Source organism: Nereida sp., from assembly GCF_965655635.1.
Taxonomy (GTDB): domain Bacteria; phylum Pseudomonadota; class Alphaproteobacteria; order Rhodobacterales; family Rhodobacteraceae; genus Nereida.
The window spans coordinates 1-25,884 of sequence record NZ_CBFHHE010000009.1; the positions used below are offsets into that span (position 1 = coordinate 1).

The 25,884-nt window shown below is 56.6% G+C and carries 26 protein-coding genes and 1 pseudogene; 10 read left to right on the forward strand and 17 right to left on the reverse strand.

Annotated elements, in window-relative coordinates; genetic code table 11:
- A partial coding sequence (locus tag ACTF5M_RS04520) for a 2-oxo acid dehydrogenase subunit E2 (protein ID WP_438959887.1) occupies window positions 1-624 on the forward strand: 624 nt, incomplete at its 5' end.
- Window positions 625-711: 87 nt separating this feature from the next.
- On the opposite strand, the gene cysE is transcribed toward ACTF5M_RS04520, so the two are convergent.
- The 7 genes from cysE to fabD form a co-directional block, all read right to left on the reverse strand.
- Window positions 712-1,527, reverse strand: a complete 816-nt coding sequence (cysE, locus tag ACTF5M_RS04525) for a serine O-acetyltransferase (protein ID WP_438959888.1) — start codon at window positions 1,525-1,527, stop codon at window positions 712-714.
- Between the two features lie 87 nt (window positions 1,528-1,614).
- Complete coding sequence (locus tag ACTF5M_RS04530) at window positions 1,615-2,190, reverse strand: hypothetical protein (protein WP_438959889.1); 576 nt, start codon at window positions 2,188-2,190, stop codon at window positions 1,615-1,617.
- Window positions 2,191-2,450: 260 nt separating this feature from the next.
- Entirely contained in the window at window positions 2,451-3,605 is a 1,155-nt protein-coding gene (gene mltG / locus ACTF5M_RS04535; RefSeq protein WP_438959890.1) for an endolytic transglycosylase MltG, read from the reverse strand.
- Window positions 3,606-3,608: 3 nt separating this feature from the next.
- Window positions 3,609-4,865: a beta-ketoacyl-ACP synthase II gene (gene fabF, locus ACTF5M_RS04540; RefSeq protein ID WP_438959891.1), complete on the reverse strand. Its 1,257-nt coding sequence runs from the start codon at window positions 4,863-4,865 to the stop codon at window positions 3,609-3,611.
- A gap of 201 nt (window positions 4,866-5,066) precedes the next feature.
- Window positions 5,067-5,300 (reverse strand): acyl carrier protein, encoded by a 234-nt coding sequence (locus tag ACTF5M_RS04545; RefSeq protein ID WP_438959892.1) that lies wholly within the window; start codon window positions 5,298-5,300, stop codon window positions 5,067-5,069.
- A 181-nt stretch (window positions 5,301-5,481) separates the two neighbouring features.
- A complete protein-coding gene (gene fabG, locus ACTF5M_RS04550; RefSeq protein WP_438959893.1) occupies window positions 5,482-6,219 on the reverse strand; it encodes a 3-oxoacyl-[acyl-carrier-protein] reductase in 738 nt (245 codons plus the stop codon).
- 22 nt (window positions 6,220-6,241) lie between these two features.
- Complete coding sequence (gene fabD / locus ACTF5M_RS04555) at window positions 6,242-7,183, reverse strand: ACP S-malonyltransferase (protein WP_438959894.1); 942 nt, start codon at window positions 7,181-7,183, stop codon at window positions 6,242-6,244.
- 127 nt (window positions 7,184-7,310) lie between these two features.
- Between fabD and ACTF5M_RS04560 the strand changes: the two genes are divergently transcribed.
- Window positions 7,311-8,504, forward strand: a complete 1,194-nt coding sequence (locus ACTF5M_RS04560; protein WP_438959895.1) for a cytochrome b/b6 domain-containing protein — start codon at window positions 7,311-7,313, stop codon at window positions 8,502-8,504.
- Window position 8,505: 1 nt separating this feature from the next.
- On the opposite strand, the gene ACTF5M_RS04565 is transcribed toward ACTF5M_RS04560, so the two are convergent.
- From ACTF5M_RS04565 to ACTF5M_RS04580, 4 genes are all read right to left on the reverse strand, one after another.
- Window positions 8,506-9,174, reverse strand: a complete 669-nt coding sequence (locus ACTF5M_RS04565; RefSeq protein WP_438959896.1) for an alpha/beta hydrolase — start codon at window positions 9,172-9,174, stop codon at window positions 8,506-8,508.
- A complete protein-coding gene (locus tag ACTF5M_RS04570; RefSeq protein WP_438959897.1) occupies window positions 9,171-9,707 on the reverse strand; it encodes a DNA-3-methyladenine glycosylase family protein in 537 nt (178 codons plus the stop codon). Before ACTF5M_RS04570 ends, ACTF5M_RS04565 begins: the two co-directional genes overlap by 4 nt.
- Before the next feature lie 86 nt (window positions 9,708-9,793).
- Window positions 9,794-10,525, reverse strand: a complete 732-nt coding sequence (locus ACTF5M_RS04575; protein WP_438959898.1) for a cobalt-precorrin-6A reductase — start codon at window positions 10,523-10,525, stop codon at window positions 9,794-9,796.
- A complete protein-coding gene (locus tag ACTF5M_RS04580) occupies window positions 10,522-11,565 on the reverse strand; it encodes a cobalt-precorrin-5B (C(1))-methyltransferase (RefSeq protein ID WP_438959899.1) in 1,044 nt (347 codons plus the stop codon). Before ACTF5M_RS04580 ends, ACTF5M_RS04575 begins: the two co-directional genes overlap by 4 nt.
- Window positions 11,566-11,697: 132 nt before the next feature.
- Here ACTF5M_RS04580 and cobA point away from each other — a divergent pair, with 132 nt between their 5' ends.
- Genes cobA through ACTF5M_RS04595 form a run of 3 tightly spaced genes read left to right on the forward strand, consistent with a single transcriptional unit; the run spans window position 11,698 to window position 15,128 of the window.
- Window positions 11,698-12,543, forward strand: coding sequence for a uroporphyrinogen-III C-methyltransferase (gene cobA / locus ACTF5M_RS04585; protein WP_438959900.1), 846 nt, complete (start codon window positions 11,698-11,700; stop codon window positions 12,541-12,543).
- Window positions 12,544-12,551: 8 nt separating this feature from the next.
- Window positions 12,552-13,871, forward strand: coding sequence for a cobyrinate a,c-diamide synthase (locus tag ACTF5M_RS04590; RefSeq protein WP_438959901.1), 1,320 nt, complete (start codon window positions 12,552-12,554; stop codon window positions 13,869-13,871).
- 15 nt (window positions 13,872-13,886) lie between these two features.
- Window positions 13,887-15,128 carry an MFS transporter gene (locus ACTF5M_RS04595; protein WP_438959902.1) on the forward strand — a complete coding sequence of 414 codons (1,242 nt, stop codon included), beginning with the start codon at window positions 13,887-13,889 and terminating at the stop codon, window positions 15,126-15,128.
- Here the strand turns inward: ACTF5M_RS04595 and ACTF5M_RS04600 are convergent.
- From ACTF5M_RS04600 to cysS, 3 genes are read right to left on the reverse strand one after another with little or no spacing between them, the layout of a single operon-like run.
- Window positions 15,125-15,895, reverse strand: a complete 771-nt coding sequence (locus ACTF5M_RS04600) for a squalene/phytoene synthase family protein (RefSeq protein ID WP_438959903.1) — start codon at window positions 15,893-15,895, stop codon at window positions 15,125-15,127. The two genes, ACTF5M_RS04595 and ACTF5M_RS04600, sit on opposite strands and share 4 nt — an antisense overlap.
- Window positions 15,885-17,495 (reverse strand): citramalate synthase, encoded by a 1,611-nt coding sequence (cimA, locus tag ACTF5M_RS04605; protein ID WP_438959904.1) that lies wholly within the window; start codon window positions 17,493-17,495, stop codon window positions 15,885-15,887. Before cimA ends, ACTF5M_RS04600 begins: the two co-directional genes overlap by 11 nt.
- Window positions 17,492-18,832, reverse strand: coding sequence for a cysteine--tRNA ligase (cysS, locus tag ACTF5M_RS04610; protein ID WP_438959905.1), 1,341 nt, complete (start codon window positions 18,830-18,832; stop codon window positions 17,492-17,494). The genes cimA and cysS overlap by 4 nt, the downstream gene beginning before the upstream one ends.
- A gap of 144 nt (window positions 18,833-18,976) precedes the next feature.
- Between cysS and ACTF5M_RS04615 the strand changes: the two are divergent.
- A pseudogene (locus ACTF5M_RS04615) lies at window positions 18,977-20,153 on the forward strand (pyridoxal phosphate-dependent aminotransferase).
- 63 nt (window positions 20,154-20,216) lie between these two features.
- Here ACTF5M_RS04615 and ACTF5M_RS04620 read toward each other — a convergent pair.
- Together ACTF5M_RS04620 and ACTF5M_RS04625 are read right to left on the reverse strand one after the other, a co-directional pair.
- Window positions 20,217-22,037, reverse strand: a complete 1,821-nt coding sequence (locus ACTF5M_RS04620) for an ABC-F family ATP-binding cassette domain-containing protein (protein WP_438959906.1) — start codon at window positions 22,035-22,037, stop codon at window positions 20,217-20,219.
- Between the two features lie 47 nt (window positions 22,038-22,084).
- On the reverse strand, window positions 22,085-22,897 hold the full coding sequence (locus ACTF5M_RS04625; RefSeq protein ID WP_438959907.1) for a GNAT family N-acetyltransferase: 813 nt from the start codon (window positions 22,895-22,897) through the stop codon (window positions 22,085-22,087).
- 112 nt (window positions 22,898-23,009) lie between these two features.
- On the opposite strand from ACTF5M_RS04625, the gene msrB reads away from it, so the two are divergent.
- Together msrB and ACTF5M_RS04635 are read left to right on the forward strand one after the other, a co-directional pair.
- Entirely contained in the window at window positions 23,010-23,408 is a 399-nt protein-coding gene (msrB, locus tag ACTF5M_RS04630; RefSeq protein ID WP_438959908.1) for a peptide-methionine (R)-S-oxide reductase MsrB, read from the forward strand.
- A 6-nt stretch (window positions 23,409-23,414) separates the two neighbouring features.
- Window positions 23,415-23,942 (forward strand): GNAT family N-acetyltransferase, encoded by a 528-nt coding sequence (locus ACTF5M_RS04635; RefSeq protein WP_438959909.1) that lies wholly within the window; start codon window positions 23,415-23,417, stop codon window positions 23,940-23,942.
- Between the two features lie 16 nt (window positions 23,943-23,958).
- Here ACTF5M_RS04635 and ACTF5M_RS04640 read toward each other — a convergent pair whose 3' ends face one another.
- On the reverse strand, window positions 23,959-24,408 hold the full coding sequence (locus ACTF5M_RS04640) for an outer membrane protein assembly factor BamE (protein WP_438959910.1): 450 nt from the start codon (window positions 24,406-24,408) through the stop codon (window positions 23,959-23,961).
- Between the two features lie 96 nt (window positions 24,409-24,504).
- On the opposite strand from ACTF5M_RS04640, the gene ACTF5M_RS04645 reads away from it, so the two are divergent.
- Window positions 24,505-25,074 carry a YceD family protein gene (locus ACTF5M_RS04645; RefSeq protein WP_438959911.1) on the forward strand — a complete coding sequence of 190 codons (570 nt, stop codon included), beginning with the start codon at window positions 24,505-24,507 and terminating at the stop codon, window positions 25,072-25,074.
- Window positions 25,075-25,227: 153 nt separating this feature from the next.
- The gene (locus ACTF5M_RS04650; RefSeq protein WP_438959912.1) at window positions 25,228-25,854 is read left to right on the forward strand and encodes an FMN-binding negative transcriptional regulator; all 627 of its coding nucleotides are present in this window, start codon (window positions 25,228-25,230) and stop codon (window positions 25,852-25,854) included.
- Window positions 25,855-25,884 lie beyond the last annotated feature (30 nt).

Sequence of the window (25,884 nt, forward strand, 5' to 3'; positions counted from 1 at the left end):
CAATCTGTGCCACACTTCTACCTGCGCCGCGACATTGAGCTTGATGCGCTTTTGAAGTTCCGCGCTGAGATCAACGCAACGCTAGAGCCTCGTGGCATCAAACTATCGGTAAACGACTTCATCATCAAAGCCTGCGCAACTGCACTGCAACAGGTGCCTGAAGCAAACGCGGTTTGGGCCGGTGACAGAACACTCAAAATGGAACGTTCTGATGTTGCTGTTGCAGTGGCAATTGAGGGCGGACTTTTCACCCCTGTGCTACAAGACGCCGATCAAAAGTCACTTTCTACGCTTTCCACGCAGATGAAAGACATGGCGTCTCGTGCGCGCGATCGCAAGCTGGCTCCTCATGAGTACCAAGGCGGTAGTTTTGCAATCTCCAACTTGGGTATGTTCGGCATCGACAACTTCGACGCCATCATCAACCCACCCCACTCAGCGATTTTGGCTGTGGGTGCAGGTGCAAAGAAACCTGTCGTCGGTGCAGACGGAGAGCTGAAAGTCGCCACCGTTATGTCCACCACAATGTCAGTTGACCACCGTGTCATTGATGGGGCTTTAGGTGCGAACTTGTTGAACACAATCAAGCACAACCTCGAAAATCCCTTTGGGATGCTTGCGTAAAACCTCACCAGTTAACTAACTGATACCAAACAAAAAGGCCGCTATGAGATACCCCATAGCGGCCTTTTCAAATACTGAAGTATCACTCTACTCGATCATTGAGCCGCGCAACAACTGATCCATGCTAATTGATGGCTGAGAGCACCCCGCCTCGCCAACTATTCTCGCCGGTACACCAGCGACCGTTTTCATAGGCGGCACATCTTCAAGCACAACAGATCCGGCGGCAATCCGGCAGCATTGCCCGATTGAAATGTTTCCAAGCACATGCGCGCCCGCCCCGATCAACACACCGTCGCCAATTTTTGGGTGGCGGTCATCATCTTCTTTACCGGTACCGCCAAGAGTTACTGAGTGTAACATTGACACATTATCGCCCACCACCGCGGTTTCACCGATCACGATAGAATGGGCATGGTCAATCATGATCCCCTGACCAATCGTGGCCCCAGGGTGAATATCAATTCCGAACATTTCTGAGGTTCGCATCTGAATGAAATACGCAAGGTCAGCGCGCCCTTCGCGCCACAATGCGTTAGCGACACGGTGTGCCTGAACTGCCTGAAAGCCTTTGAAATAAAGGAGCGGCTGCATCAAACGGTGACACGCCGGATCACGGTCATAAACCGCAGCCAAATCAGCCCGCGCCGCCAAACCCAACGCCGGATTACGGACATAGGCGGCATCTGCGATTTCAGCAATCAGCTGCTCTGACATTTCACCGGACGATAATTTCAACGCCAATCGATAGGACAAAGCCCGCTCGAAAGTCGCATGATGCAACAAAGAGCTGTGCACCAATCCGCCCAAAAGCGGCTCATCAACAATCGCTTGATGCGCTTCTTCTTGCACCTGCTCCCAAATCGGGTCGATGCTGCGGCTTGTCGTGCGAACATTTGCCATCGGTGGTCTCCTTTACGCCTGCCCCTAACCTAGCACATATGTAGCGCCAACCAAAAAAGTATACATAACAATGGTCAAAATATGTGCTTAAGGCACGGCAATCTGTGCAAATGGTCCTGGTCCAAAACGATCCGAAAGCTGTGCGACTTCAAAGATTAGATTACCACTGATACTTAACGGCTCATTAAGCACAGGGGTGGTGCTCGTCACCGTTTGTTCAAGTTTCACGCCAGTTTCATCGCGCAACCTTATCAAATATTGCTCGCGCATCTCACCGACAGGCACATCAAATCCATCCCAATGATCTCCGTCAATCCGCGTCCGCCTCACCCACTGCGCAGTGATAAGGCTATCGCCGCGCTTCACCTGCAAATGGCCAGCGATTTCAGATCGTCGGGCATCGAAATCGATATCGTGTTCGGTGATGCGGTCGCGTCGCTTAAGCTCATCATCTCGCAATTGTCCTCGTTCTGCGATCACGGCATCCCGGCCCTTCATGAGGCCACTCAAATGGGTGGACAGACCCTTGGCCCCATCCATCTCGCCGCTCTCAATTTTCCGTAATGCCGCCTCGATAAATCGCTCATAGCGGCTCATTTGATCCAACGCTGCAGCCAAACTATCTTCCGTCTGGTCAAACGCGTCATGGTTCATGTTGCTCATAATTTGGTGCCTATGTTTGGGTGTTACCCCCTCCACAGACCGAAAAAGCGTTATAGGACCCTGACTTTTACCAGCCGTTCATCCTAGGCAGTCTCTCCTATCTATAGCCAAGTTATACCTTCAAAAAGCGCCAAAAGTCAAAGTTTCCAACGCGGAGAGGCGCAACACCCCACCGCGCGATATGCTTAATTTTCCGAAAAGAAACAGAGAGTTAACCATCATCTTGCCTTAAAAATAAGGCGCGCAGCAAAGCCCAACACTTAGTTAGCGTTACGCTCAGCTTCGATCTTGCGCCACTTGGCAACATTGGCGTTATGCTCATCAAGGGTGCGCGCAAACGCGTGCCCACCGGTGCCATCGGCCACAAAGAACAACAAATCAGTACTCTCGGGGTTCAACGCCGCCTCAATGCTGGCCCGTCCCGGATTGGCAATGGGGGTCGGCGGCAAGGCCGGAATAACATAAGTGTTCCAAGGGGTTTCGGCGCGCAACTCACTGCGGCGCAGCCCGCGGCCCAAAATCCCCTCGCCCTTGGTGATGCCGTAGATCACCGTAGGGTCCGTTTGCAGACGCATCCCGCGTTTCAAACGATTGGTGAAAACACTGGCCACTTGACCGCGCTCTTCTGCAACTGCGGTCTCTTTTTCAATGATGGAAGCAAGGATCAACGCCTCTTGAGGCGTCTCAACTTCAACGTCATCCGCACGCTCAGCCCAAGCCTGGGCCAAAATGCGTTTCTGACGGGCGGCCATATCCGCTAGAATCTCGTTCCGGTCCTGACCTTTGCTGATCTCATAGCTGTCGGGCGCAAGGCTTCCCTCGGATGGAACAGAGGCCACCTCACCGCTCAGGAAATCAATGTTGTTGAGCGCATCAACAATGGTCCAACTGGTCACACCTTCGGCAACTGCAAAACGGATCAACGTGTCAGAGGCATCCAGCGCGGCGGTATAGACAGGAGCCACAGGCTCTACTTGTGGCTCAAACCGCGCCTGCTCAACATAACGGTTGGTGGCGGGATCAAGCTGACGGACTTGTACTTGCTTACGTGTCACGCCAACGCGGAACACCACTTCGGTGCCGCATGTATTGCGCCCACCGCGTGTCACCACATCAACGATCTGCTCCATAGATGCGCCCGCTTCAATCAAGAACGAACCCGCCTTAAGCTGAGACGCTTTCTCGGAATAATCTGCCCCAAGCCGGAAAATGCGTGCATTGCTCACAGCACCCCGCTCCGCAAGATCGGCACTAACCGATCCCATCGACGCACCCGACGGCACTTGTAAACAAATAGCCTCGGCGAGCGGCCCGTCGTCTTTATACTGCGAAGTTCCCCAAACGATCACGCCGCCCACAAGAAACAGGATTACAATTGCCAACGTCAACGCATTAGAAACGACGTGCCGCCACATGGCTTATCGCACCTTACCCATGATCAGGCTGGCGTTTGTACCACCGAACCCAAACGAGTTAGAGAGCACAGTATCAATCTTGCGCTCGCGCTTTTCTGGACCAATCAGATTAATCGTGTGCTCACAGTCCACGTTCTCAAGGTTGAGTGTGGGCGGCGCCACTTGATCGCGGATCGCCAGAATACAGAAGATCGCCTCAACCGCACCGGCTGCACCCAGCAGATGGCCAATGGCTGACTTGGTCGACGACATGGAACACTCAGACGCCGCATCCCCAAGAACACGCTCAACCGCACCAAGCTCAATGGTGTCGGCCATCGTGGATGTGCCATGGGCGTTGACGTAATCAATCTCGCTCGGTGCAATGCCCGCGCGCTTTACGGCAGCACGCATCGACCGCTCGGCTCCCTCATGGTTGGGGGGCGGCGCAGTGATATGGTGCGCGTCGCCTGACAGACCATAGCCCAAAATCTCGGCGTAAATCTTGGCACCGCGCGCCTTTGCGTGCTCATATTCTTCCAGAACAACGACGCCCGCGCCCTCACCCATGACAAACCCGTCACGGTCCGCGTCCCAAGGACGGCTAGCCTTAGTTGGATCATCTGCGCGCTTGGTCGACAGCGCCTTACACGCGTTAAAACCTGCGACACCGATCTCGGAAATAGGGCTTTCAGCGCCACCAGCAACCATCACATCCGCATCATCAAGCGCAATCAAACGGGCCGCGTCACCAATGGCGTGCGCACCGGTTGAACAAGCCGTCACAACCGCATGGTTGGGGCCTTTCAGACCGTATTTGATGCTGACTTGCCCACTTACCAAGTTGATCAACGCGCCGGGAATAAAGAAAGGCGACACGCGGCGCGGGCCTTTTTCCTTCAGCAAAACGGCAGTATCGGCGATTGAATTCAGCCCACCAATGCCGGACCCGATCATCACACCTGTGCGGAACCGATCGTCATCGCTCTCAGGAACCCAGCCAGAATCGGCTATCGCTTGGTCCGCCGCTGCAACACCGTACAAAATGAAATCATCAATTTTGCGCTGTTCTTTGGGGGGCAAATACGCTTCAGCGTTGAAATCACCCTCTCCCTCGCCGCGCGGCACTTCGCAGGCGTAGGTCGTGCCAAGGTGGCTGGCGTCAAATCTCGTGATGGGGCCGGCACCGGATTGCCCTTCAAGCAGACGTAACCACGTCACATCCACACCGTCGCCAAGCGGCGAAACCATTCCAAGACCTGTAACAACGACACGGCGCATCGGTTTTCCCCCAATTTAGTACTGCCTATGGTGGCTACCACATACCGCGCCACAACACTCAGGGGCAAGGGCTTGCACACCAATCAGCGCCTCACCGCCCACCTTTTTTACAAAAACAGGCCTAAAACGCGAAACGGCGCCCCAACTGGAGCGCCGTTTGCTATCTTGCAGCTCCCGCAGTTGCGGGGCGCGAAGCGTGCCTTAAGCAGCTTCTGTGATGAATTTCACTGCATCGCCGAAAGACTGGATGGTTTCAGCAGCGTCGTCTGGGATCTCAATGCCAAACTCTTCTTCGAACGCCATAACCAGCTCAACCGTGTCCAAGCTGTCTGCGCCAAGATCGTCGATAAAAGACGCGTTTTCTACAACTTTGTCTTCTTCAACACCCAGGTGCTCAACAACAATTTTCTTTATTCGATCTGCAACGTCGCTCATGGCAATCCTCGTCTTTAATATCGTCCTGTAAGGACCTTGGTCTAATGCCTAATTTTAAGGCCCCTAAGGAGAGCGACATTGCCGACCCTCCCTTCTCATGGCGCGACTTACCACAATTTCATGATAAGGCAAACGCTTTCGATAACGCTGGGTAAAGCCGTAAATAGCCTCACCTCAGAGCCTAGTACATGGCCATGCCGCCGTTCACATGCAAGGTCGCACCCGTCATATATCCGGCCTCAGCGCTCGCCAGATATAGCACCGCCGCACCGATTTCGGCAGCTTCGCCCATGCGGCCTGCAGGAACGTTGGTCAAAATGCTCGATTTTTGATCGTCAGTCAGTTTATCGGTCATCGCCGTGGTAATAAATCCGGGCGCCACGCAATTCACAGTAATCCCGCGGGATGCAACCTCATAGGCAAGTGACTTTGACATGCCGACCATACCCGCTTTTGATGCCGCATAGTTTGCCTGACCCGGGTTGCCCGTGCTGCCCACAACAGAGCTGATGTTGATGATCCGGCCCCAACGCGCCTTCATCATGCCACGGATCGCACCTTTACACAGGCGCATGGTGCTGGTCAGGTTTACATCGAGCACGCTCAGCCATTCTTCTTCTGACATGCGCATAAAAAGATTGTCGCGTGTGATCCCTGCGTTGTTGACCAAGATGTCAACGGAACCCATGGCATCGGCGGCTTGCTTTGGCAGGGCTGTCACAGCCTCTGCATCAGACAAGTTGCACGGCAAAACATGGGCGCGTTCACCCAGCTCATCCGCCAAAGCTTGGAGCGGCTCAACACGGGTGCCAGACAGGCCAACTGTGGCGCCCGCAGCGTGAAGCGTTCTTGCAATTTCGCCACCAATACCACCAGAAGCACCAGTGATAAGGGCACATTTACCAGACAAATCGAACATTTTTTTAGTCTCCTCCGCGCGCTTAGGCGGTTTTCAGTTTTGCAATATCATCAGGGGTGCCTCCAGCGGCACAGGCGATGTCGCGGTTGATGCGGCGCACCATGCCAGACAGTGCTTTGCCCGCACCAATTTCCCACATTTCGGCAACCCCTTGGGCCCCCATCCACGCCACACTTTCGCGCCAGCGCACAGAGCCAGTCACCTGCTCAACCAGCAATTCGCGAATGCGCACGGGGTCCGTAACTGCCTCGGCCAAAACATTGGCCACCAGCGGTACCTTGGGGGCAGAAACATCAACCAGCGCCAGCGCATCAGCCATCACATCCGCTGCCGGCTGCATCAACGCACAATGGAAAGGTGCGCTAACCGGCAATAACACGGCACGTTTTGCGCCCTTTTCCTTAGCGATTTCAACGGCGCGCTCCACGGCCGCCTTGTGCCCCGAAACCACAACTTGGCCTGGGTCATTGTCATTTGCTGCCTGACACACTTCGCCGTCGCCGGCTTCAGCTGCCTCTTTGGCCACGGCTTGGGCCGTCTCAAAATCAAGGCCAAGCAACGCCGCCATCGCGCCCAATCCAACTGGCACGGCCTTTTGCATGGCTTCGCCGCGGATGCGCAACAAACGCGCCGTATCCGCAATACTAATCGCACCAGACGCGGCCAACGCGGAATATTCCCCAAGGGAGTGACCGGCCACAAAGCTGGCGTCAGAAATATCAAAACCTTCTGTTTCCAACGCCTTGAACGCCGCAATTGATGTTGCCATCAACGCAGGCTGCGCATTGTGGGTCAACGTCAGCTCTTGCTGGTCACCTTCCCAAATCAACGTCGACAGCGACTCGCCCAAGGCCGTGTCTACTTCTTCAAAAACTGCACGCGCCGCGGGATAGGCATCTGCCAGCGCTTTACCCATTCCGATGGTTTGTGCACCTTGTCCAGGAAAAATAAATGCTCTGCTCATGGTTGTCTCCACATTATGTTGACTGAGTGTCTAAACCGCGCACACATATTGTTCAACGATGGAGAGTTGTCCGCCCTACACTTCGCTGTACCCTCACCCGTAATTTGTTATGACCAAGGAACGTCCCATGCTGTCCAACACCGCCAGCCACTACGGCATCATCACCAAACTCTTTCACTGGACCATTGCCCTTGGCATCTTTTTGGTGATCCCCCTTGGCATCTACGGCAACAATCTGGCCCACGCCATTGAAGCCAATGGCGCGGATGCGCAAACCGTGGCCCGCGCTGCGTTCGTGTTTAGCCTCCACAAAACCATCGGCCTTACGATATTGTTTACTGCCCTTGCGCGCATCGCTTGGGCCATCAGCCAACCAAAGCCGGAGGCGTTGAACGGTGACAAAAAGGCAGAGCATTGGCTGGCCAGCATGATCCATTGGTTGCTTTACGGCTCGCTCGTGTTGGTGCCCGTGACAGGTTGGATTCACCACGCGGCGACCTCTGGATTTGCGCCAATCTGGTGGCCTTTCGGGCAGGACCTGCCGTTTGTAGCCAAATCTGACAGTACCGCACATCTATTCGAAGGGTTGCACGTTATGTTTGAGCGGGTGCTGGTTGCCAGCCTGTTGCTGCACATCGCCGGTGCGCTGAAACATCACGTGATAGACAAAGACGCCACCCTGCGCCGCATGTGGTTCGGCACAACCGCAGTCGGCCCCCGCCCGCAACAACACAGCGCAAAAACAGCCATCCTTGGGGCGCTGGCGGTTTGGGTCATCGCGCTTGGCGTCGGCCAAAGCCTTGGACTTTATCGCAGCGACGCGGGTCAAACCACCGCAGCGCTTGAAAGCGTTGCAAGCGACTGGACGGTTCAGTCCGGCGAAATCGGGATCGCCGTGACACAATTCGGCAGCCAGACTAATGGCAGCTTCAGCGACTGGACAAGCGCGATCACTTTCGATGAAACCGCCAAAACCGGCAGCGTCACAACCACCATCAACATCGCGTCGCTCAGCATCGGGTCTGTCACGCCCCAAGCGCTCGGGGCGGAATATTTTGACGCGGCGACCCACCCAACGGCCATTTATGAAGGGCGGATCAGCCATATTGAGGCGGATCAATACGCATCAACCGGCACGCTCACGCTTAAGGGGCAAAGCATTCCGGTCGAGTTTACGTTTGATCTGAGCATCGTGGACGGGCTTGCCACAATGTCGGGCGCAACACGGCTTGATCGCACCGATTTTAGCATCGGTGCGGCCGACGAAGGCACGTTGGGCTTCGGTGTGGATGTATCACTTAACCTAACGGCCGCCCGCTAAGTTACTGATATCCGAGCTGTTCGCGCATAAAAGCCAGCGCAACAGATAACCCGTCAGGGGCAATTCCGTGGGCTGTGCCATTCATCACATGGGCGAACACATCACGGAATTTCGCCGCCTGAAGCCCCTCAACCGCCGCAGGCAGAGACTGCACAGGCACAACATCATCTTCATCACCGTGCACCAACAAAACGGGAAAGTGGCTCTCTACCTCATCAGGTAGAGTATCCGGCTCAAGCAAGCGTCCAGAAAAGCCAACCACGCCCGCAACTGCATCTTCGCGGCGCGGCAACACGTGTAGCGCCATCATCGTGCCTTGGCTGAACCCAAGTACGACCACTTGCTCGGGCAGCAAATCATTATCGACCATGATCCCGTCAAGAAACGCGTTCAAATCATCCGCCGCTTGAAACAACCCTGCGCGACTTTCTTCTTCGCTTGATCCGTCAATCCACGGGATCGGAAACCACTGACGGCCCATCGGGGCGCCATCACATTCTTGCGGGGCATCGGGGCTAATGAACATCGTGTCGGGCATATGTTCCGCCAGCGGGTCCGAAAGGCCAATCAAATCAGCGCCATTTGCCCCGTAGCCGTGCAAAAACACCACCGCACTGCGTAAATCACCAGAGTGCGGCGCGCGCACTTTTGCATCCAAAACCCGTGTCATGAGATCCCATCCCTTTGCTTTTCAACATGGTAGTATGCCCACAAGAGCCGCGCTGCAACCGCGCGCCAAGGGGCCCATTCGGCTGCGATAGCGCGCATCGCGCGCTCGGTCGGGCGGGACGGCAACTCAAACAATAATCGCGTCGCCTCCTGAAGCGCCAAATCGCCGTGGGCAAACACATCCGCGTGCCCCAACGAGAACATTGCATAAATCTCTGCTGTCCAGGGCCCAATGCCGGGCACAGCTACCAAAGTGCGTACCACATCGTCTGTTGGCGCAGCCCGAGGGGCATCATAATCTAGCCGCGCCTCGGCTAATGCTTTGAGATATTTCACTTTCTGACGGCTTAATCCGCAGGCATGCATCTCATCCTCTGCCGCGCTGCGCACGGTTGCGGGATCGGCCAGACCACATGCCACGCACTTCGCCTCAATCGCGCGGGCGGCGGCAACACTGACTTGCTGACCCACAATTGCGGACATCAGGGCCGCAAACCCGTCAGGCTTGCGCCTAAGCAGTAAAGGCGCGGTCACTTATAAAGCAGGCGCAAAACGGGGTTCAATCTTGATCAACTCTTGGGCGCCAAAGGTAACATCTGCCAAAGTTTCAATTCGGTTGATCAACACGCCCGCACCCAATCAAGGGCTGCCTCAATCGTATCAACTTTTGGCGTATCCGGTTGTGGGGGCCGTTCAATCATCGCAACGGGCAACCCCAACAGCGCCGCTGCATCCAGTTTTGACCGGCTCGCCGTGCCGCCCGCGTTTTTTACCACCAATAAATCCACCCCAAGTGCCTCAAACAACTCCACTTCGCGTCCCACTGAAAACGGAGGCCGACCAATGCAATACTCGCCCCCCTCAAAGGGAAATGGTGACGTGGGCGGATCAATCTGGCGGCAAATGACACGGTGCCCTTCAAGGTTCGCAAACCGTTCAAGGGTCTGACGTCCCGTGGCCAAAAACACCGTCGATGGCGTTTTCTTGAGCAATCCCAGGACATCTATCTCATCTCGGATATGGTACCATTGATCACCCGCCTGCGCTGTCCACGCGGGTCTTAGGTATTGCATATACTTCAATCCTTTACGGGCCGAAGCTAATGCAGTTCTATGGGATATCCGACTGGCAAATGGGTGCGTTGCATCCAAAATATGCGTAATCTCTTCGCGCTCAAGATACTCGCAAAACCCGTCTTCGCCCCCGAACCCGCCAACGCGCGTCGGCAGCGCCAGTGGTTTTGCCTGACGGGTGGCACCCGCAAGGGACGCCACCGCGTTAACGCCCATTTTATACAGCGCATCGGCCAGAACCCGCCCTTCGCCAGAGCCTGCAAGCAACAGAACTTTCATGGCCGGTCTCCCGCGCGCGCAAGGATTTTTCCTGCGCGGTCAATCAACACCACATCACTTGTGATACCTGCACCACGAAGCTGTTTTTGAATTTCGACCTGCGCCGTTTCTGCGGCCCATTCCGCAACAGCTGGCCCCACAATTTCATAAGCTTCAAGCGCCGTATTTGCGCCTTTAATCATTTCATTATCAACAGCTTGTGACAAAGAGTTAAAGTCAACCTGCGATCGTCCAGAGTGCAGATCAACCGCGCCTTGCGCCAGCTTCACCAGTTTTCCAATACCACCACCAATCGTGATGTGCGGGACGTTCGTTTTGGCCAGGTATTTCAACAAACCACCCGAGAAATCGCCCATGTCGAGCATCCCATGATCAGGCAATCCGTACAGCTGTTGCACCACTTTTTCTGAGGTCGCACCTGTGCACCCCGCCACATGGGGCATCCCTTCGGCAACGGCCACATCAATACCGCGGTGAATGCTCGCGATCCACGCCGCACAGCTAAACGGGCGCACAACGCCCGTGGTGCCCAGAATCGAAATACCGCCCACAATCCCAAGGCGCGGGTTCCATGTTTTTTGTGCAATCGCCGCACCATTTGGCACTGAAATGGTAATCCGGACATCTGTCTGCCAGCCAATCTCAGCAACCACTTCATCCATCATCGCGCGTGGCACCGGATTAATCGCGGGCTCACCCACCGCGATCGGCAGACCTGCCTTGGTGACATGTCCAACACCCTCGCCCGCAAGAAAGCTGACGCCACTTCCACCAAGTTCGACCCGCGCTTTGATCAACACACCATGGGTAACGTCCGGATCGTCACCTGCATCCTTGATGATGCCCACCTCGGCCCAGCCTTCGCCAACAGCCGTAGTTTCAAGGACAAAAACAGGTGTCTCACCTTTGGGCAAAGTGATTGAGACAGTGTCTCCCCACGTCCCGTCTCGCAACCGCAACAGCGCCGCTTTCACCGCAGCGGTCGCACATGCGCCTGTGGTCCAGCCGCGCCGCAACGGTCCTGTTGGTTTTCGTGCCATTGCTGTGAAACGTCCCTTTGCCTTGACGCCGACTATATCAGCGCATTTCGCGCCGCCAAGCGGGTATGTAATGTCGCATTACTGCTTCATGTTTGCGAATTTGCGCGCCATAAGTTGCATATGTCCGACTCTATGTTTCCTCCACTGACGTCCAAAAACTGGCCCGCGCTTGAGCGGGGTTGGGTGTGGTTGTGTGGTGCAGGCCCCGGTGACCCAGGTCTGCTGACGCTGCATGCGCTCAATGCTCTTCGACAGGCAGATGTGGTGATTTATGACGCGCTGGTTCAAGAGGCGATTTTGGAGTGGGCGCCGCAGGCCGAGCATATCTATGCAGGCAAGCGCGGCGGAAAACCTTCGGCAAAACAACGCGATATCTCGCTTCGACTGGTTGATCTTGCCCGTGCAGGCAAACGTGTTCTGCGCCTTAAGGGCGGTGATCCGTTCGTATTTGGGCGCGGCGGTGAAGAAGCACAGACCCTTGTGCAGCACGGCATCCCGATCCGCATTATCCCCGGCATTTCCGCGGGCATCGGCGGGCTGGCCTACGCAGGCATTCCTGTAACGCACCGGGACGTTAACCAATCTGTGACCTTCGTGACCGGCCATGATCAATCGGGCAACACGCCCTCCTCGCTTAATTGGCGCGCCATCGCCCAAGGCAGCCAGGTCATCGTTATTTACATGGGCATGAAACATATTGCCCGCATCGCCGCCGAGCTGATGGAAGGTGGTCGCAGCGCCCATGAACCCGTTGGCATCGTCACAACGGCCACAACGGACGCGCAACAGGTGCTTGAGACGACCCTCAGCACAATGGAGGCCGACATCGCCGCGGCCGGCCTTGAGCCCCCAGCGATCATCTGTATCGGTGAGGCCGTTCGCATGCGCCAAGTCCTTGATTGGCAGGGCCAAATAGCGGGTGAGTCAGTACGCGACATGGACCCGCTTGGCCGTGGCCGCCCCGCAGAAAGCGCATAGGGGGACAGATGTCCGCCACCTCGTCTTTCGCCCGAAACAACACTGGATTTATGGTTGCCGCGCCAAGCTCCGGGGCGGGTAAAACAACGCTGACCCTCGCTATTTTGCGCGCCTTAGCTCGAAAAGGCCCCGTTAGGGGCGCGAAATGCGGACCTGATTACATCGACCCACAGTTTCACTCTGCAGCGACTGGCCGCGCGTGCCTCAACCTTGATGGCTGGGCGATGGCGAACACCTGTCTCATGGTGCGCGCACAGAGTGACCCCGCCCCATTGATCGTAGAAGGCGCGATGGGCCTCTTTGACGGAGAACTGCCCCACGCCAAAGGCAGCGCCGCACGGGTTGCAAAAACCTTGGGACTGCCAGTGGTTTTGATCGTGGACGCCGCGAAAACCGCGCAAAGCGTTGCCGCCGTGGTGCGTGGGATGATGCTTCACGATCCGGATGTCAAAATTGCAGCAGTGATCTTGAACCGTGTCGGCTCTTACAAACATCGCCGGATGATTGAAAGCGCGTGGGCCGACTTACCCCCCATCATTGGGGCAGTGCCGCGCAGTGGACAGTTGTCTCACCCTTCGCGGCATTTGGGCTTGGTCCAAGCAGATGAGCGCGCAGACCTTATAGAATGGCTCGACGCTCTCGCAGATACGGCGGAGGCGCATATTGATCTAAGCGCGCTGCCTTTTGCGGCGCTTGGTAAAGCACCGCACGCAGCTGCCAAAACCATCAGACCGCCCGCGCAACGTATCGCCATCGCCCAAGATGAGGCGTTTCGCTTTTCTTATCCCCACATGTTGCAAGAGTGGCGCGCGGCCGGTGCGCAGATCACACCGTTTTCGCCCCTGCGAAATGATGTAGTACCTGAGGCGAATTTCGTTTTCATACCCGGTGGTTATCCCGAACTTTATGCGGGAAAACTCGCCGCCAATTCGACCTTTATAAATAGCCTTAAGAGCGCCTCACAAACAACTGATATATATGGTGAATGTGGCGGATACATGCTGCTTGGCTCAGCCCTAATTGACGCGGATGGAACGCGCCACAAAATGGCCGGACTTCTGGATCTGGAAACGTCGTTTCAGCACCGTAAGCTGCATCTGGGATACCGGTCCCTAACGCCGCTCGCCCCCCAAACCACGAGCCTTTTTGCAGGCCATACGACCGCACCACTGCCCGCCCACGAATTTCACTACGCCACCACATTACGCGCAAATGGCGCACCACTTTTTGCCGCAAAAGACAGCGAAGGCACATCGTTAAGCCACATGGGCTTAATTGAGGGTCGCGTTTGTGGTTCGTTTGCGCATATTATCGATTTCAACACCTAAGTAAGGCCCCATGACATGACCACCTCTGCACCGACCTCGGCCATTGCATCTGACGCATTGGCCAAACGAAACGTTGCTGTCTTGGTGTTGTGCCAAGCGGTTATGGGCGCGCAAATTCCTCTGGTGTTTGTGGTGGCGGGACTGGCGGGGCAACAGCTGTCGCCTTATGCGTGCCTTGCGACATTGCCCGTTTCGATGGTGGTTTTGGGCTCCATGACGACGGCGCCTTGGCTGTCGAACGTGATGCAAACATACGGGCGCCGCGTGGGCTTTGTGATCGGCACCCTTGGCGGGATGGCAGGCGCAGGTATTGCGGCCTGGGGGCTGACGCTTGATAGTTTTCTGGTCTTTTTGTTCGGCAGCTACCTAACCGGTATCTATATGAGCGCAAACGGTTTTTACCGCTTCGCCGCCGCTGACACCGCATCGGAAAGTTTCCGTCCCAAGGCGATTTCCTATGTCATGGCAGGTGGTCTGACCAGTGCCATCATCGGCCCACAACTGGTCAGCTTCATCACCGCCGCGGACCCCGATCAGACCGTGATGCGCTTTTTCAATGTCTACGTGGCCGCAGCGCTTTTGAATGCTGTGGGGTTGGTGCTTTTCTTTGCGCTCAAAATCCCGAAACCGCCAAAACCCGCCACAGGTGCCGAAGCCGGTCGCAGCCGCGCAGAGCTCTTGCGTGACCCGACGATCGCCGTGGCGATCATCTGTGGCATGGTTACATATTCATTAATGAACCTTGTGATGACTTCAACGCCATTGGCCGTTGTGGGCTGCGGGTATTCCACGTCTGACGCGTCAAACGTGGTGACAAGCCACGTGCTTGCCATGTTCGTCCCATCATTTTTCACGGGCCATGTGATCGCCCGTTTTGGTGCAAAAAACGTTGTCGCCTTGGGGTTGGTTATCCTTGGGTTTGCGGGCCTCGTTGCCCTTACCGGGGTGGAATTGCTGAATTTCTACGCAGCGTTGGTGTTGCTTGGGATCGGTTGGAACTTTGGCTTTATCGGCGCAACAGCCATGCTTGCATCCGCCCATAGCCCGCAAGAGCGCGGACGCGTGCAAGGCATGAATGATGCCATCGTCTTTGGCTGTGTAACGCTTGCCTCGCTTGCGTCGGGCGGCTTGATGAACTGTTCAGGCGGTGACGTTGTGGAAGGTTGGAACGCTGTTAACGTCGCGATGGTGCCATTTCTGGCGTTGGCCGGCGGTGCCCTTGTCTGGCTGATGCGCAGGCCCGCTGTTGCAGCCTAAAACGCACCGCGCGCGCTAAGCATCATTAGGCGAAGTTTGCGCGCAAAGGGGCTTTCGTCAAGCTGACCTTCTATGACACGTTCGGGGATATCGCGCGCCGCAAGCAGGGTTGCCTCGGCCCGCCATCCGCTGCGCAATACTGCGCGCGCAGGGGCGGACACGTGTCTCAAATTGCTCTTGGCGTGCTTCATATCGGACAGCGCCCGTTCGGCTAAATCGCGCACACCTTGGGGTGTGCCGTCCACCAGTGGAATACATCCGCGGTCTTGAAGCTGCGGGATCGCACGCAGCCAATTGGCCACCCCAACCCCGAAACCATAGCGCAGGACATCTGTCCGCGTCTCTTCGGACACTTGTCCGCAAAGCCGGACAGCTGTCCACAACAACAGCCCAGAGGTATCTTCGATGTAGCCATCAAAGGCGGCCATGTCCTCGAATGCGTCTGTGTAGACATCCCACCGCCTCGCGGCGACAAGCGCGTCCAGATCACCCGCCGCACGTGGATCAAGTACGGACCCAAGCGCATCAACCACCTCATGACGACGACCGCGTCCTTGGCCGATCTCTTCCAAAGCGTCACGCCACCACTGTAGCCGCATTTCAGCGATCATAGGTTCTTTGGTGACCCACGGCGCGCGGCTTACCTCAATATTGAAGGCATAAAGCGGAAAACATACGCGGCGCACCGCCACCGGAGCAGACATAAGGGCCGCAAAACGGTCCGGATCAGCGCGCTCAACAAGGGCCGCACAGCTTTCAAACGACATCGCGCACCAGCTTCCAGTTTACCGCATCCAGCAACGCTTCAAAACTTGCGTCCACAATGTTTGCAGACACCCCGACCGTAGACCAGCGATTGCCGCCGCTGTCTTCGCTGTCAATGACAACACGGGTCACGGCCTCGGTGCCGCCTTGGGTAATGCGCACTTTGAAATCCACCAACCGAATATCATCAATCAGCGTTTGATAAGGCCCAAGATCTTTGGCCAATGCCTTGGCAAGCGCGTTCACCGGCCCACGGTCACTGCCGGTTTCATCCATGGATTCCGACACTGACAGCATCTTTTGCCCATCGACTTTCACAACCACCACCGCCTCAGAAAGGCTTACCATTTTGTTACGCTTGTTTTTGCGCCGCTCAACCGTAACTTTGTAGCGTTTGACTTCAAAAAACTCGGGCGCTTGGCCAAATTCGCGGCGCGCAAGCAACTCAAAACTGGCTTGCGCCGTGTCAAACGAATAGCCCGCGTCTTCGCGTTCTTTTACACGGTTCAGGATGCGCCCCAACGCAGGGTCATCTTTGGCAACCTCAAGCCCCATATCCCCAAGTCGCTTGCGCAGATTTGACTGTCCCGCTTGGTTTGACATGGGGATCACGCGGGCGTTGCCGACAACGGCAGGGTCCACGTGCTCATAGGTGGCGGGGTTTTTCAAAATGGCGCTGGCGTGCAATCCCGCCTTGTGGGCAAAGGCTGATGCACCCACGAAAGCAGCCTGTCTTGCGGGCACGCGGTTCAAGATATCATCCAGCATCCTCGAGGCCTTGGTCAGACCCTTTAGGGCATCGACTGAGACACCTGTCCGAAACGTGCTGGCATAAGGTTCTTTCAACAGCAGAATGGGCAAAAGCGTGGTTAAATTTGCGTTGCCGCACCGCTCCCCCAAACCATTGAGCGTGCCTTGAATGTGACGCGCCCCCGCATCAACGGCCGCCAAAGTATTCGCCACGGCGTTTTCGGTGTCGTTGTGGGTGTGAATTCCCAGTTTGTCACCGGGGATGCCCGCTTTGATGACCTCGGCAGTGATGCGCGCCACATCTTGGGGCAGACTTCCGCCGTTGGTGTCACACAAAACAACCCACCGCGCGCCTGCTTCAATCGCCGCATGCAAACATCCAAGCGCATAGGCCGGATCGGCCAAATACCCGTCAAAGAAATGCTCTGCGTCCAGCAGCGCCTCGCGCCCTTGGGACACGATATGGGCAATGCTGTCCGCGATATTGGCAAGGTTTTCCTCAAGCGTGATGCGGAGCGCATCTGTCACATGAAACGCGCTGGTTTTGCCCACAAGACACACAGCCCCCGTGCCCGCGTTCAAAACACCCGCAAGCACCTCATCATTAGCCGCCGAGCGCCCTGCCCGTTTGGTCATCCCGAACGCCGTCATCTGCGCGTTGGTTTGGGGCGCTGCATCGAAAAACGCGCTGTCAGTGGGGTTCGCCCCGGGCCAACCACCCTCGATATAGTCGACGCCCAGATCATCAAGAACAGTGGCGATGTGCTGTTTTTCGTGAGTATGAAACTGCACCCCTTGGGTCTGTTGTCCGTCGCGCAGGGTTGTGTCGTAAATATAGAGCCGCTCGGTCATAGCAGCTCCTCAAGCGTTGCTGCATCAAACCCCAAAGGCGCGCTGAGACTGACGCCCGCTTTTGACATTTGCACTTGAATGCCAGCAGCCAATAGTTTGGTCTTGAGCGCGTCTACGGCCCCGAAATCCTTAGTTTCCATGGCCTGTGTCCGCAGCTCTGACAGCCACGCCTCAAGTGTGGACAAATCAACTGCGTCACCGGCCTCATCCACCTCCAGCAAGCCCAAGAACTGCGCCGATGCTTTCAGCGCCGCGCCCTCACCCGCAGAAGCCAAGCGGTGCAATTCGGCAATAGCCCCCGCAGTGTTTAGATCATCCCCAAGGGCTTGGATTACCGAAGCGGACACCTGTCCACCGTCTGCCGCAAGCCCGCGCCATTTCGCGAGGGTTTTTTCCGCATCAGCGCGCTTTTTCTCAGTCCAGTCCATTGGTTTGCGGTAATGCGTCGACAGCATCACAAATCGAATGACCTCGCCAGACACCCCTTGGTCTAACAACTCGTTTACCGTGAAGAAATTGCCCAACGATTTGGACATTTTCTTGCCTTCAACTTGCAGCATTTCATTGTGCAGCCACACTTTTGCGAACCCGTGACCGGCACAACAGCTTTGCGCGATCTCGTTTTCGTGGTGGGGGAATTGAAGGTCGTTGCCCCCGCCGTGGATATCAAATTCGGCGCCCAGAAGGTCATGGGCCATGGCAGAGCATTCGATGTGCCAGCCGGGTCTGCCGCGCCCCCATGGGCTGTCCCAACCTGGCGTTTGCGCATCCGATGGCTTCCACAGCACAAAGTCCATCGGGTTACGTTTATAGGGCGCCACTTCAACACGGGCCCCAGCGATCATATCATCTACAGATCGCCCCGAAAGCGCGCCGTATTCCGCATAGCTTTCGACCGCAAAAAGCACATTGCCCTCTGCCGCGTAGGCATGACCCGATGCGATTAAGCCTTCAATCATTTCAATCATTTGCGGAATATACTGGGTCGCACGTGGGGCCGCATCAGGCTCAAGCGCGCCAAGCGCGCCCATGTCACTTAAAAACCAGCTAATTGTCTCATCCGTAATGTCGCCAATAGCGCGGCCCGTTGCGGCCGCCTTGGCGTTAATCTTGTCATCAACGTCTGTGAAATTGCGAACGTATTTGACGCAATCCGCCCCATATGTGTGGCGCAGCACACGGTAGAGCACATCAAACACTACGACCGGACGCGCGTTACCCAAATGCGCACGATCGTAGACCGTGGGACCGCACACATACATCCGCACATTTTGCGGGTCGATCGGCGTGAACGGGGCTTTTTCACGGCGCTTGGTATCATAGAGCGTAATCGTCATGGGATGCTTCCTGCGGTCTGTCGGGGCGGGCTTATCATTGCAACGCGGACGCGCCAAGAGCCTTGCAGACCCAGATGAAACAACCCGCCGCGTGCAGCGCAAATTCCGGTTGACCCGCGCTGCACTCTCTGGCCCACATAGGACATGAAATTATCAAATCGCATTAGCACCCTGACGGGCGACGGCGACGACGGATGGGCGCTTTTGTACCGCGCCCGTGCGCTCAAAGCCGCTGGAACTGAAATCACAGACCTCACCATTGGCGAGCATGACATCCGCACGGACCCAAGCATTCTGGCCGCCATGAACGAAAGCGCCAAGGGTGGTCACACGGGCTATGCCAGCGTACCTGGCACCAAACCGCTGCGCGATGCAGTTGCGGCACGGGTAAGCGCACGGACAGGTGTCCCCACAACCCGCGACAACGTTCTGATCACCGCCGGCGGGCAATCCGCCCTTTTTGCAGCCCACCACGCGTGCTGCGATGAAGGCGACACCGCTGCCCATATCGAGCCCTATTACGCCACATACCCCGGCACGATCCGCACGGTTGGTGCGATCCCGCGCGCCGTGCCTGTTCAGGCGGACAATGGCTTTCAACCAACCGCAACAGATCTGGCAGCAGCACGCAACGCGCGCAGCTTGGTGATCAACACCCCCAACAACCCAACGGGCGTAATCTATACCCAACAAACCATTGAAACCATTGCGCAAACAGTCCTTGAAAACGACATGTGGATGATCAGCGACGAGGTTTATGACACCCAAATCTGGCGCGGCAAACACCTGTCCCCCCGCACGATTGACGGCATGGCGGCACGTACTTTGGTGGTTGGCTCTATGTCGAAATCCCACGCCATGACTGGTAGCCGTATCGGCTGGGTCATTGCCGATACGCCGATCATTGAACATCTTCGCGATCTGGCGACGCACACGACATACGGCGTGGCGGGTTTTATCCAAGACGCAGCACATTTCGCCCTGACCGATGATCCGGAGCTTGAACGGCGCGTGAGTGCCCCGTTCGAGCGGCGCCGCAAAATTGCGATGGATATTCTGGGGGCGCAGAACAGTGCGCCTTATCCCCAGTGCCAGCGCGATGTATCTGATGCTCGACATTCGTGGCACGGGGGTAAGCGGCGACAGCTTTGCCAACACACTACTGGATCATCACAACATTGCGGTCATGCCGGGCGAGAGTTTCGGCCAAGCGGCAGCGGGACATATTAGAGTTGCTATGACTGTGGATGATGATGATGCGCTGTCAGGGGCATTAAAGACACTTTTCACCTTCGCCGCAGACTTTATACCTGAGCAATAACAATACCCTACGGGGTGAAGTTTAAGTAACCGATAACCGCTAGCTAGTCGCAACCATAACTGCCTAGCCCTCGGCGCGCTCTGCCAGTTCAAGCCACTCTTCTTCAGCCTGTGCCAAAAGCTGTTGCCGCTCAACCAGACCTTCGGTCGCTTTGGCAAACTTCACAGGTTCAGCTGTGTAAAGATCAGGCTGCGCCAGATATGCCTCAAGCTTTGCGATCTCGGCGTTTAGGCGGTCAATCTCGGCGGGCAGCGCCTCAAGACGGTGCTTTTGCGTGAAACTTAGTGCCTCAACAGGTTTCGCAGCGGGATCAGGCGCGGTTGTTTTTGGCGCTTGTTTTGCTTGCGGCGCGGACGCTTCAACGCTTGCGGCAACGGCGCTGCGCTGGCTTTGGTAATCGCTCCAGCCGCCGGCATAAACAGTCGCGCGGCCATCGCCTTCCATTGCAATTGTGGTGCTGGCAACGCGGTCCAAAAAGTCACGATCGTGGCTGACCAGCAAGACCGTGCCATCGTATTCCCCAAGCAAATCTTGCATCAAATCAAGGGTTTCAACGTCCAAATCGTTGGTCGGCTCGTCCAAGACCAACACGTTAGATGAGCGCGCCATGATTTTAGCCAGCAAAAGCCGCGCTTTTTCACCCCCCGAAAGCGAACGAACAGGCGCGCGGGCCTGACGTTCGTCGAAGAGAAAGTCCTTAAGGTAGCCAATCACGTGACGTGGCTCGCCGCGCACCATAACTTGGTCTGCTTTACCCGAAACTGCCATATCTTTGTCGCCCGTCAGACTGTCCCAAAGGGTCATATCCGGATCCAGTTGAGCACGGCTTTGATCAAAAATTGCCAACTGAAGATTGGTGCCCAATTTGATCTGTCCCTCATCGGGAGACACTTGTCCGGTCAGCATATTAAGCAGCGTGGTTTTGCCCGCACCATTCGGTCCCACAAAGGCGATACGGTCTTTGCGTTGGATCGTAAGCGAGAAATCATTCAGGATTAGCTTATCGCCGTAACGCTTTGAAATACCAATAGCTTCCATAACCTTTTTGCCAGACTTCGGCCCAGCCTCAAGCGCCATGGCAGCACCGCCCTGGCGTTTGATCATACCTGCACGGTCGGCGCGTAATTCCTGCAATGCACGCACACGGCCCTGATTGCGTTTGCGCCGCGCCGAGATGCCTTCAACGGCCCAACGGGCCTCGGCCTTGATCTTGCCGTCCAGCTTGTGGCGCTGCATGTCCTCTTCTTCCCACGTGGCGTCACGCCATTGCTCAAACGCATCAAAGCCCTTTTCCTGACGGCGCACCGCACCACGGTCAATCCACAGGGTCGCGCGGGTCAAAGCACGCAAAAACGCGCGGTCGTGCGAGATCAGCACAAACGCTGCACGGGTCTGTTTCAGCTCGGCCTCAAGCCACGCGATTGCCTCAATATCAAGGTGGTTCGTCGGCTCGTCCAACAGCATCAACTCGGGCGCTTCAGCCATAAGTTTGGCCAAGGCCGCACGGCGGCGCTCCCCACCCGATGCGGTGGCCACATCACCGTCGGGGTTAAACCTCAACCCTTCTGCAACCATGTCCACTTTATAGCTTTCAGATGGGTCAAGCGCGCTGGTGGCATAATCGCCCAATGTGGCAAACCCCTCCATCGTGGGGTCTTGCTCCATGTATCCAACGCTGACGCCGGGGCTTGTCACGCACGCGCCTGTGTCTTGCTCGACCAAGCCCGCCATGACTTTCATCAACGTGGATTTGCCAGAGCCGTTTCGCCCCACCAATGCTACGCGGTCTGCGGGATGAACCAGAAGGCCCAGTTCGGAGAAGACAGGCTCGCCGCCGAAGGTCAGCGAGATGTCAGAGAGTTGTAAAAGGGGTGCACGTGCCATGGGGAGCAGCTATGTGCGTGCGGCCGCCGCGTCAACATGATCTTGCATCACGCCCAACTGTCCGCCAGCCGTTTGCGCGCCTCGGGCACATCTGCCACGCGCAGCGCGGTGAAAACATGGGTGGTCTTCATATGCGGATCAACCACCGCGTGATCCCCGATCCAACCGCCCATCATCAGGTAAGTCCGCAAAAGCGGCGGCACATTTGTGCGGCGCAGAACTTGGCCAGTTGGCGTCAGTGAGGCCAGAGCCACCGCCTTGCCGCCTGCCAACTTACCCGCTTGCCCAGCTGGTAACACCGGCGTGCCGTGCCCCTGACGACCGTGCTTGGTAAAAAGGTGGCAAAGCACATCCGTGTGGTGCGCAATCTCAGTGCCTTCAAAGCTTGAGCACCCGATGATCACATCCACATCTGCCGCACGCGCCAATTGGGCCAGCGTCCCCCACGCGCGGCGCAACACATCCGCGTTTTGTACATCCGGATCAACGCAGACACGGCCCAGTTCAAGTATCGTATCGCCGCGCTCGGCAAAGGGGCTCAAATCGTAAAAGCCGCCTGTGTAACTGTCTGCGTAGCTTGCCGCACCTTGGGGCGTGGTCACCGGCTGTAACACGCGGGTTCGAAACCCACCAACGATGCGGCCGTCTTGTTGATGATCCACCACAACGTGATGCTGAGACAGCACATCAAACGGGTCTGCATCGATGCCCGCACTGCCAAAGAAAGCGCGGTGGCGCAGGGCCTGCAACGCGCGTAGTTCTGCGGGTCCTGATGCGGGCCGCGCGACAAAACGCGGCGCGCTGCGCGTCTGAGGCGCAGGGCTGAGCGGTTCATCAAAAGATGCGTCGCGGGGTTGCATGTGTTCGACCCTCCTTGGCGAAGCAGCCCGCTCACCCTATGTCTGTTGCAAGCGAAGGTCATCACCAAACATGACCCACCCCCAAAATGCCCCTCGTTCAAGGAGACAGCCCATGGATAAAGTCATCAAAACCGACGCGGAATGGCGCACGCAACTGAATGATCTTGAGTATAAAGTCCTGCGCAAACACGGCACAGAGCGCGCGGGCAGCAACGAAAACTTCCCAAAGAACGATGGTATTTACCTGTGCAAAGGGTGCGGCGCGCCACTTTTTGATCAAGCCCACAAGTTTGAAAGCGGCACCGGATGGCCATCCTTTTACCAACCGATTGATGCAGAATTAGTCGGTGAAAAATCAGACAACAACTTTTTCATGCGCCGCACAGAAGTACATTGCGCGCGCTGTGACGGGCATTTGGGCCATGTGTTCCCGGACGGGCCTGCGCCGACGGGCCTGCGCTATTGCATCAACGGCGTATCCCTGTCTTTTCACGCCGAAGACGAGGCCTGAGCCACCGTGAGCACATCCACCGCACCGCTTGTCCGCCCCGCATCCGCCGCTGATATGGCGACTGTGACACGAATCTACGCCTATGAGGTGTTGCACGGGCTTGCCACATTTGAAGAAACACCCCCCAATGAAGCGGAGATGACCAGCCGCTTTGATGCCCTGCGCGCGGGCGGATTTCCCTATTTGGTGGCTGAACTTGATGGGGTGGTCACGGGATACTCATATGCGGGTCCATACAGGGTGCGTCCCGCGTACCGTCATTCTATCGAATCGTCTATCTACGTGGATGCGGCCACCCGGGGGCGCGGTGTGGGGCGCGCCTTGCTTGCGGCCTTAGTCGCGGCCTGTGAAGACAAAGAATGGGCACAAATGGTGGCCGTCATAGGAAACAGCGAAAACCACGGATCAATCCAGCTACACGCAGGACGCGGGTTCCACCTGACGGGCACGCTTCAGGCTGTGGGTTTTAAGCTGGGTCAATGGGTAGATACAGTGATTATGCAACGGTCGCTGCGCAATACGCTCGACAAATAGTAGAATCTGGCGGGGTTTAAGCGTCGTCCAGGACTGATCCTGTATCAAAGTTGCCCAAGTTACCCAATAACTGACTCAAGAAGCTTACGCCCTCAATGTTGCTGTCTGTGACGCGCCGCGACAGGGCCACCACTTGGCCATCCTCAAGCGTAAACCGCTCGATGTTGCTGACCACGCCGTCTGCGTCTGTGCTAATTGCCACAACTTCGCGATCAACCTCGCTTGGGGCTTGGTAGGCATAAAGGCGGAACTGGCTTTGAACGTAATAGATACCGCTGTCCGTGCGCACACCACCTGTCGTGGGCGGACCAAAGCGTTCAATCACAGAATCGCGCGTATCAACACCAACGGCCACTTCGGCCAGATCCCCATCTGTAGGTGCGTACCCGTGGTTGCGAAACCGTTCGGAACACGCCGTAACCGTGAAAACAGCGGCTGCGATGACTGTGGCTTTGAAAAGATGCATAACCGGTGTGACCCTTTATCCGAGCGCGCGTGGGTTGGCGTTCTGTATTAATAGACCTATATCGGCACACTCGAGTGTTCAAGAATGGAAATCCCGATGACTGCGCCAGACCAGCCTACCCCACCCGCGGCCCATATTTTGCGCCTGTCAGAATTGGCCTCGCGCAAGCCCACGCATTTTACTGTCACGCCCACAGGTGCGGATCACGACGCGCTTTTGGCTGATCTGCGCGCCGATCTTGGGGTGGAGAGCCTGCGCAAAGTACGCCTTGAGGGGAAAATCACCCCCAAAGGCCAGAACGACTGGCATTTAACCGCACAGCTTGGCGCGACCGTTACCCAGCCCTGCGTGGCAACGCTTGAGCCTGTGACCACCCGCATCGATGAGCCGCTTGAGCGGATTTACACGGCCAACCCACCCGCCGTTGATGAAGCCACAGAAATTGAGATGCCCGAGGACGACCGGATTGAGCCTTTGCCCGAAGTGGTTGATCTGATGCATGTCTTGTTCGAAGCGCTGACCCTATCGGTGCCCGCATTTCCGCGGATCGAAGGCTCAGGCCCGGTGAAAATTGCGGTAACTGCACCCGAAAAAGAAGCCATGACCGACGAGCAGGCAAAGCCGTTCGCGGGGCTTGCGGATTTGCTTAAGGGCAGCAAAGACTAACGCACTTTTTGTTGAGGGATGAATTGTTGAGGGCTGAAACCTGCCCCCTTCTTTTTGCGACGTGTTATCAGTAATGTTTGGCGAGCAGCCGCAGGGTTGCTAACCATTTCAAAGCAGTACCAAATTCCCCAGTAGCCAAAGTAAGGACGCCCCATGCGCCAGCCCGAGGTATTCAGCGAGACACGCGTTGACGTGATGCACGCGATGATGACCGAGCACCCTTTTGCGGCGGTTGTGTCGCACGCCACAGGCAACCTCAGCGCTGATCACGTTCCGCTTGTGGTGCACATCAGTGTTGATCCGTTAGGTGCGCTGCACGGGCATGTCGCTGTGTCCAATCCGCTTTTTCGCGAAACGTCCGGCCCTATTGAGGTGCTTTGCCTATTCCAAGGGCCGCAAACCTATGTGACGCCCGCATGGTATGCCTCAAAAAAGGAGCACGGCAAAGTTGTGCCCACGTGGAATTACGTGGTCGTGCACGCCCGCGGGACCCTGACGTTCAAGCGTGACCCCGAATGGTTGATGCGCCATCTGCATGAGTTGACCGACGCCCACGAGCAAAACCGTCCCCAACCATGGGCTGTGACCGACGCCCCTGACGATTATGTGGCGCGGATGCTGCGCGGTTTGGTGGGCTTTGAGATTATCATCGATGATCTGCAAGGCACGTGGAAAATGAGCCCGAACAAAGAACAGGCAGTCCGTAGTAGCGTTGAGCGCGGCTTGGCGGAAGCTGGTGCGGCTGACATTGCACATTTGGTTCAAAACCGCGGTGCGTGAACCGTTCTGCACAAAAGAAAACGGGCGCCC

Coding starts and splice junctions, on each gene's coding strand:
- cysE (WP_438959888.1), bottom strand. CDS start 1,527: ATGGCAAATGTTCGCACGACAAGCCGCAGCATCGACCCGATTTGGGAG.
- ACTF5M_RS04530 (WP_438959889.1), bottom strand. CDS start 2,190: ATGAGCAACATGAACCATGACGCGTTTGACCAGACGGAAGATAGTTTG.
- mltG (WP_438959890.1), bottom strand. CDS start 3,605: ATGTGGCGGCACGTCGTTTCTAATGCGTTGACGTTGGCAATTGTAATC.
- fabF (WP_438959891.1), bottom strand. CDS start 4,865: ATGCGCCGTGTCGTTGTTACAGGTCTTGGAATGGTTTCGCCGCTTGGC.
- ACTF5M_RS04545 (WP_438959892.1), bottom strand. CDS start 5,300: ATGAGCGACGTTGCAGATCGAATAAAGAAAATTGTTGTTGAGCACCTG.
- fabG (WP_438959893.1), bottom strand. CDS start 6,219: ATGTTCGATTTGTCTGGTAAATGTGCCCTTATCACTGGTGCTTCTGGT.
- fabD (WP_438959894.1), bottom strand. CDS start 7,183: ATGAGCAGAGCATTTATTTTTCCTGGACAAGGTGCACAAACCATCGGA.
- ACTF5M_RS04560 (WP_438959895.1), top strand. CDS start 7,311: ATGCTGTCCAACACCGCCAGCCACTACGGCATCATCACCAAACTCTTT.
- ACTF5M_RS04565 (WP_438959896.1), bottom strand. CDS start 9,174: ATGACACGGGTTTTGGATGCAAAAGTGCGCGCGCCGCACTCTGGTGAT.
- ACTF5M_RS04575 (WP_438959898.1), bottom strand. CDS start 10,525: ATGAAAGTTCTGTTGCTTGCAGGCTCTGGCGAAGGGCGGGTTCTGGCC.
- ACTF5M_RS04580 (WP_438959899.1), bottom strand. CDS start 11,565: ATGGCACGAAAACCAACAGGACCGTTGCGGCGCGGCTGGACCACAGGC.
- cobA (WP_438959900.1), top strand. CDS start 11,698: ATGTTTCCTCCACTGACGTCCAAAAACTGGCCCGCGCTTGAGCGGGGT.
- ACTF5M_RS04590 (WP_438959901.1), top strand. CDS start 12,552: ATGTCCGCCACCTCGTCTTTCGCCCGAAACAACACTGGATTTATGGTT.
- ACTF5M_RS04595 (WP_438959902.1), top strand. CDS start 13,887: ATGACCACCTCTGCACCGACCTCGGCCATTGCATCTGACGCATTGGCC.
- ACTF5M_RS04600 (WP_438959903.1), bottom strand. CDS start 15,895: ATGTCGTTTGAAAGCTGTGCGGCCCTTGTTGAGCGCGCTGATCCGGAC.
- cimA (WP_438959904.1), bottom strand. CDS start 17,495: ATGACCGAGCGGCTCTATATTTACGACACAACCCTGCGCGACGGACAA.
- cysS (WP_438959905.1), bottom strand. CDS start 18,832: ATGACGATTACGCTCTATGATACCAAGCGCCGTGAAAAAGCCCCGTTC.
- ACTF5M_RS04620 (WP_438959906.1), bottom strand. CDS start 22,037: ATGGCACGTGCACCCCTTTTACAACTCTCTGACATCTCGCTGACCTTC.
- ACTF5M_RS04625 (WP_438959907.1), bottom strand. CDS start 22,897: ATGCAACCCCGCGACGCATCTTTTGATGAACCGCTCAGCCCTGCGCCT.
- msrB (WP_438959908.1), top strand. CDS start 23,010: ATGGATAAAGTCATCAAAACCGACGCGGAATGGCGCACGCAACTGAAT.
- ACTF5M_RS04640 (WP_438959910.1), bottom strand. CDS start 24,408: ATGCATCTTTTCAAAGCCACAGTCATCGCAGCCGCTGTTTTCACGGTT.
- ACTF5M_RS04645 (WP_438959911.1), top strand. CDS start 24,505: ATGACTGCGCCAGACCAGCCTACCCCACCCGCGGCCCATATTTTGCGC.
- ACTF5M_RS04650 (WP_438959912.1), top strand. CDS start 25,228: ATGCGCCAGCCCGAGGTATTCAGCGAGACACGCGTTGACGTGATGCAC.